Consider the following 5,436-nt stretch of genomic DNA (forward strand, 5'->3'; position numbering starts at 1 on the left):
ATATTTAGAGTTGTTGTTTTACTTACCTTTATATTTAGCATTCCAGATGTGCTTAATTTTATTACGCCATCTAAAGCATTAACAAATGTTATTAATGGTATTCCTTTAGCAAAACATAGTTTAGGTTGGGTTTTACCAGCGTTAATTTCATTTTTAGTGTTAAATATTAAAACTTTTACGACTAATAAAATTACTAGTTAGCAAACCAATGGCAGTACAAGACATTTCAATCTATAAATACAAAGATCTTTTTTCGTTAAGCGTCGTACAGTTCGATAAAGCTTGTGTTGTAAATAAACCAGAACAAATAGATGCCTATAGTATTTATTGGGTAAAAGAAGGCAAAGGAACCTATAATATCGATTTTAAAAGTTACTCGTTTACAGAGAACGTTTTATTTTTTCTCTCACCAGGACAAGTATTCTCGGTAGATTCCGAAAAAATAAAAGAAGCCTATAAAATCTCATTCGTTCCCGATTTTTACTGCATTCAAACACACGATAAAGAAGTAGCATGTAATGGTGTGTTATTTAATAATGTTTACCAAACGCCTTTTGTAAAACCATGCGAAAACGACACCAAGAAACTCAGTTTTATTCTTGAAAGCCTCATCGAAGAATTTAAAAATACCGAAACTGCCCAATACGATATGTTGCAAACCTATTTAAAGCAATTCATTATCCATTCGGTACGCATACAAAAAGAGCATCATCCTATAAAAACAGATGTAGAAACAAAACTTTTTAAAGACTTTAGTTTACTTGTAGAGCAAAATTACAAAACACTACACTCTGTAACAGATTACGCAAATAGGCTGGCAATCTCGCCAAAATCTCTAACAAAAAATTTCCAGAAAGCAGGCGCACAAACACCAAGCGATTTTATTAAAACCCGAATCATCCTAGAAGCAAAACGCCAACTCGTTTACACCAACGAAGCTATCAAACACATAGCTTACAACCTAGGTTTTAACGACTCTGCATACTTTAGCAGGTTTTTTACCAAAGCAACTACAAAGTCACCACTTCAATTTAGAAAAGAATATTAAACTTTTGGGCGTGACCTTGCAGGTCAGGCTATACACTATATCTTTTTTTGCAATATATGGCAGCAAAAAAAGGATGCCGTTTCTATCCTTCACGCGAAATTACAGGTTCGAAAACGCTATAAAACTCAATAAAAATAAGGTAGTCCAAGCATAAGGAACTTTTGTCCATTTTTTAAAGAGACTTCTCGTTGCATCTTTGCAGTGTAATTAATTAGTAACATTAAAACACAACTAATTATGAAAACAACACAAAACACACAATGTTCAAATTGTTAGGGCTGTCAAGTTTATAACGAAGAAAAGCCAGAACAACAATTATGTAAATGTTCAAAATAAAATAAATAAAACTAATAATAATAATTTCTGCTTATGCAGAAACACAAAAAATAAAATTTTATGAGTACAAGAATCGAAACATTAGATCCAGCAAAAACAACAGGAAAATCTAAAGAATTATTTAATGCAGTACAAAGCAAATTAGGTTTTATACCAAACCTAATTAAAGTATTTGGCAACTCTCCAGCAACATTACAAACTTATTTAAGTTTAGGAGAATTAACAGCAAGCGGTAACTTTTCTAACAAATACCGTGAGCAATTAGCGCTAGCAATTGCAGAGTCTAATTCTTGTAACTACTGCTTATCTGCACACACTGCAATTGGGAAAATGAATGGTTTAGATCTAGAACAAGCGCAACAAAGTCGTCAAGGCTTAGCTAGTGATGCTAAAGATCAAGCAGGTTTACAATTTGCTCAAGCAGTAACAGAAAACAGAGGTAATGTATCTACAGAAGCTATTAATGCAGTAAAAGCAGCAGGTTTTAACGACAGCGATATTTTAGAAGTTGTATTAAACGTAGTCTCTAATACATTAACAAACTATGTAAACCATATAGCAGAAACAGAAATAGATTTTCCAGCTGTAGAAGCAGGAAAATTTGCAGCAATAAAATAGAAAAACAACAAGATAGAAAACAATAAACAATAAATAATTAAATCAAAAAAAAATGAAAAATTTAGTATTAGGAGTATTTTTAGTAGCCTTCACATTAATATCTGGAGCACAAGACAAAATGATGAAATCTGTAAAAACAATTTCATTAGAGCAAACATCTGGAGAATTTACACAAAAAGCACTAACAGTATCAGAAGGTACTTATGTATTTAATGTAACAAATACCAATGCAGCACCAGAAGTAGGATTAGTTTTAATTGAAGCTGGTAAAGATGGTAAAGATGCAAAAAACCATATTGCAAATGCTTACGTATCTCAAATGGTAAAGCATGGTGCAACAGAATCTTCAAAAGAAGTAACACTTACAAAAGGAACTTATAAATACTTTTGTCCTTTTAATAAAACGCCACAATATACTTTAGTAGTAGAGTAGTAATTAATTAGTTTTAATTAGAGAAAGCGAGCTTGTAAAAGGCTCGCTTTTTTTTAATATCTATAATTAACTGCTAGTTTTAGCAACATACAGTACTCTTATTTAGTAATTAATTCTGAAAGTACTTGCTTAAAAGTATCTACAGGTTGCGCACCAGTAACCGCACTTTTTCTATTAAAAACAACAGTAGGTACAGAGGTAACACCTAGGCTTTTCCAATAATTTTGTTTACTTCTTACTTCTTTTTGTGCTTCTTCATCATCTAACTTGGTTAAAGTTTCTTCAGCATTTAAACCAACAGTTTCTAAAGCTTCTTTTAAAATGTCTCTTTTAGAAACATCTTTACGATCACTAAAAAAAGCTTTGGTTAGCGCCATTTTTAAATCTGTTTGTTTTCCAGAATCTTTTGCATACTCTAGTAAAATATGAGCATCAAAAGTATTTACCATACGCATTTCATCAAAATAATCGAAAGTAAAACCAAATTCCTCTCCAATTTCTGTCATATTTTGCTTCGATTCTTTTTGCTGCTCTACAGTAGATCCATATTTTTCTGTAATATGTTCATTTACATTCTGTCCTTCGGCTGGCATGTTTGGATTTAATTCAAACGGTTGCCATTCTATTTCTACTTGATCTTGAAAACCAAGTTCTTGGATTGCTTTTTCTAAACGCTTATATCCAATGGTACACCAAGGACAAACAACATCTGAAACAATATCTATTTTTAATTTTTCAGTCATATTTTTTTTAAAATAAACCTTCCGAATTTACGGAAGGTTTCAAAGATTAAGAAACTATATTTTTATTTTTTCCAAGCAAAAGCTTGAAAAGGAGCATCTACTGGTGTGTTTGCAATATGATTTGTATAGTTGCTAATTACTTTTTGAGATAATCCTAAAATAACTTCTAGTACTTGTTGCTCTCCATAACCTGCTGCATAAAATACTGCTAATTCTTCTTGAGAAACATTCCCACGATTACGAACTACAGATAAAGTAAATGCACGTAAAGCCTCTAGTTTAATACTTTCAAGAGGTGTTTCGTTACGTAAAGCTTCTGTTATAGCATCGTCTACTTTCATCAATTTTGCAATTCCTGTATGTGCAGGAACACAGTAATGACAAGCATGTTCTACGTTTATTGTTTGCCATACTACAGTTAATTCATCTTCGTTAAAAGAAGATTCTCCAAATAATTTATGTAGTGTTTGGTAGGCTTCTAATGCTTTTGGAGCACTAGCTAAAACTCCATGTAAACCTGGTATCATACCAAATGATTTTTGTGAATTGCCTAAAAGTGGTTTACTGTTTTCTGGTGCTGTCTCGATGTTGTGAACTTTTAAAGTTGTCATAATTTTTCTTTTTAATTTGTTATTAATTATAATTTATTTCTAAACAATCGTTTAGTTATTTTGTAAAAAAAATGTATTAAATATTGTTAAATGTCATTTCTATGTAATCTTCAATTTCCTTTTGGCTATTAACTTTTGTTGCTGCTGCTAAACCATGTTTTGCTAATACTAAAAAGTTAGCTTGTTTTTGTATTGTATCTTCATCTTTTTTAGGATCTAATCTTAATTTTTCTATGAATAAATTTTTAAGGTTATCCATAAAAACAGTCATTTGTTTATTTATTAACTCATCTTCTATTAAAGAAAATTCATTATAAGTATTAGTAACTAAACATCCTTTTTCATTATTGTTTTGAAAGCCAATAGCAACAGAGTCGTTAAAAAACTGTTTAATATCTGTCACACCATTTGATGCATTTTTAAAGGTATCAAACATTGTTTTTGTTTTGTTTTTATAGCTTTTTATGCTTTCTAAAAAAATACCATGTTTGTTACCAAAACTAGAATAGATAGAAAATTTATTAATGCCCATTTCTTTTTCAAGCATTTGCATAGAAGTGTTTTCATAACCATTACGCCAAAATAAATGCATTGCTTTGTCTATAACTTCTTCTTCTATATATTGTTTTTTTCTAGCCATTATTTCTAATTACACCACAAAACTAACCAATCGTTTAGAAATAAAGAAGTGTTTTAATGTTTATTTGTATTTTTTATTAGTTGTTTAATCGCTTAATAGCAGAAAACGCCTTTTCTACACTATGGTCTTCAACCAAAACAGTAAACTCGTTTGTAGTAGAAATTACTTCGTATAGAGATATACCTTCCCAAGCAAAACGCTTAAAAATTTGGTAATACAAACCAGATATTTTAGAATTGTTTTCTGGTAGTCTAATACTAATTGCAGATAGGTTTTCTTGTAAACCAATCATAGTTTCAGATTTAAAATGGTGTTGCGTTTTTTGTTTTTCAGAAGCTGAAATAACCATATTACTTTCATAAATACCGCGTGAAAAACCATAAAAAACATTGCTGTCTATGTTTTCTAATAATTTACTATGACTTGTAATTAATGTTTTAGAATTTTTAAAAGTAAAATCTACCAAATTTGAGCGAACAGTAATATCGCCTAGGTTTTTTAAAACCGACTTTAATTTATTAGAATGCCTTAAATCTTTAGGTGGATTGTAACGACGTAGAGCCATCATTATCGCTCCAGTTTTTACTGGTTTACGTAACATAGCACCAATTGGCGCTTGTAACTCTTCGGCTAAAGCCGAAAAATTAATAATGCTTCTAGAGAGTGCTTCTTCAAGAAATGGTTGTGTTACTAATATCTCTTCAACGCAAGTAGCTATAGTTTTCATGTTGTTAATTATTTAACAATATGTGTAAAAATAGTATAATTTTTTCATTTTTATGGCTGTAGAACTGTTGTTAATTAGTTTTGATACAAATAATAAAAAAATGTTAGTATTAAAATTTGGAGGTACTTCTGTAGGGTCTATAGAAAACATGATTAATGTAAAAAACATCATTAACAATGGACAACAAAAAGTGGTTGTATTATCTGCAATGTCAGGCACAACTAATGGGTTAGTAAAAATATCAGATTACATAAAAAATAAAAATACGGACAACGCTTTA

General features: G+C 30.4%; 8 protein-coding genes and 1 pseudogene. 5 read left to right on the forward strand and 4 right to left on the reverse strand.

Features of this window, described 5'->3' with window-relative positions:
• From Q0C58_RS02930 to Q0C58_RS02945, 4 genes are all read left to right on the forward strand, one after another.
• Positions 1-201, forward strand: a 201-nt coding sequence (locus Q0C58_RS02930; protein WP_290697288.1) for a branched-chain amino acid transport system II carrier protein, incomplete at its 5' end; no start/stop codon positions are given.
• 7 nt (positions 202-208) lie between these two features.
• Positions 209-1,048, forward strand: coding sequence for a helix-turn-helix domain-containing protein (locus tag Q0C58_RS02935; RefSeq protein ID WP_290697291.1), 840 nt, complete (start codon positions 209-211; stop codon positions 1,046-1,048).
• 396 nt (positions 1,049-1,444) lie between these two features.
• Positions 1,445-2,002: a carboxymuconolactone decarboxylase family protein gene (locus Q0C58_RS02940; protein ID WP_290697293.1), complete on the forward strand. Its 558-nt coding sequence runs from the start codon at positions 1,445-1,447 to the stop codon at positions 2,000-2,002.
• 52 nt (positions 2,003-2,054) lie between these two features.
• The gene (locus Q0C58_RS02945; protein WP_290697296.1) at positions 2,055-2,435 is read left to right on the forward strand and encodes a cupredoxin domain-containing protein; all 381 of its coding nucleotides are present in this window, start codon (positions 2,055-2,057) and stop codon (positions 2,433-2,435) included.
• A gap of 98 nt (positions 2,436-2,533) precedes the next feature.
• Here the strand turns inward: Q0C58_RS02945 and Q0C58_RS02950 are convergent, their stop codons facing one another.
• The 4 genes from Q0C58_RS02950 to Q0C58_RS02965 all read right to left on the reverse strand — a co-directional run bounded on the left by Q0C58_RS02950 (position 2,534) and on the right by Q0C58_RS02965 (position 5,156).
• A complete protein-coding gene (locus tag Q0C58_RS02950; protein WP_290697299.1) occupies positions 2,534-3,178 on the reverse strand; it encodes a DsbA family oxidoreductase in 645 nt (214 codons plus the stop codon).
• Between the two features lie 62 nt (positions 3,179-3,240).
• On the reverse strand, positions 3,241-3,789 hold the full coding sequence (locus tag Q0C58_RS02955) for a carboxymuconolactone decarboxylase family protein (protein WP_290697302.1): 549 nt from the start codon (positions 3,787-3,789) through the stop codon (positions 3,241-3,243).
• 76 nt (positions 3,790-3,865) lie between these two features.
• Positions 3,866-4,429, reverse strand: a complete 564-nt coding sequence (locus tag Q0C58_RS02960; protein ID WP_290697305.1) for a TetR/AcrR family transcriptional regulator — start codon at positions 4,427-4,429, stop codon at positions 3,866-3,868.
• Between the two features lie 76 nt (positions 4,430-4,505).
• Positions 4,506-5,156, reverse strand: coding sequence for a hypothetical protein (locus Q0C58_RS02965; protein ID WP_290697307.1), 651 nt, complete (start codon positions 5,154-5,156; stop codon positions 4,506-4,508).
• A 100-nt stretch (positions 5,157-5,256) separates the two neighbouring features.
• On the opposite strand from Q0C58_RS02965, the pseudogene Q0C58_RS02970 reads away from it, so the two are divergent.
• Positions 5,257-5,436: pseudogene (locus Q0C58_RS02970) on the forward strand (aspartate kinase); the annotation flags it as partial.

The sequence above is a fragment of the Lacinutrix sp. genome, assembly GCF_023299985.1.
Taxonomy (GTDB): domain Bacteria; phylum Bacteroidota; class Bacteroidia; order Flavobacteriales; family Flavobacteriaceae; genus Lacinutrix.

Excerpts from the sequence above, each read along its gene's own strand:
- Q0C58_RS02935 (WP_290697291.1), top strand. The coding sequence starts at position 209 with ATGGCAGTACAAGACATTTCAATCTATAAATACAAAGATCTTTTTTCG.
- Q0C58_RS02940 (WP_290697293.1), top strand. The coding sequence starts at position 1,445 with ATGAGTACAAGAATCGAAACATTAGATCCAGCAAAAACAACAGGAAAA.
- Q0C58_RS02945 (WP_290697296.1), top strand. The coding sequence starts at position 2,055 with ATGAAAAATTTAGTATTAGGAGTATTTTTAGTAGCCTTCACATTAATA.
- Q0C58_RS02950 (WP_290697299.1), bottom strand. The coding sequence starts at position 3,178 with ATGACTGAAAAATTAAAAATAGATATTGTTTCAGATGTTGTTTGTCCT.
- Q0C58_RS02955 (WP_290697302.1), bottom strand. The coding sequence starts at position 3,789 with ATGACAACTTTAAAAGTTCACAACATCGAGACAGCACCAGAAAACAGT.
- Q0C58_RS02960 (WP_290697305.1), bottom strand. The coding sequence starts at position 4,429 with ATGGCTAGAAAAAAACAATATATAGAAGAAGAAGTTATAGACAAAGCA.
- Q0C58_RS02965 (WP_290697307.1), bottom strand. The coding sequence starts at position 5,156 with ATGAAAACTATAGCTACTTGCGTTGAAGAGATATTAGTAACACAACCA.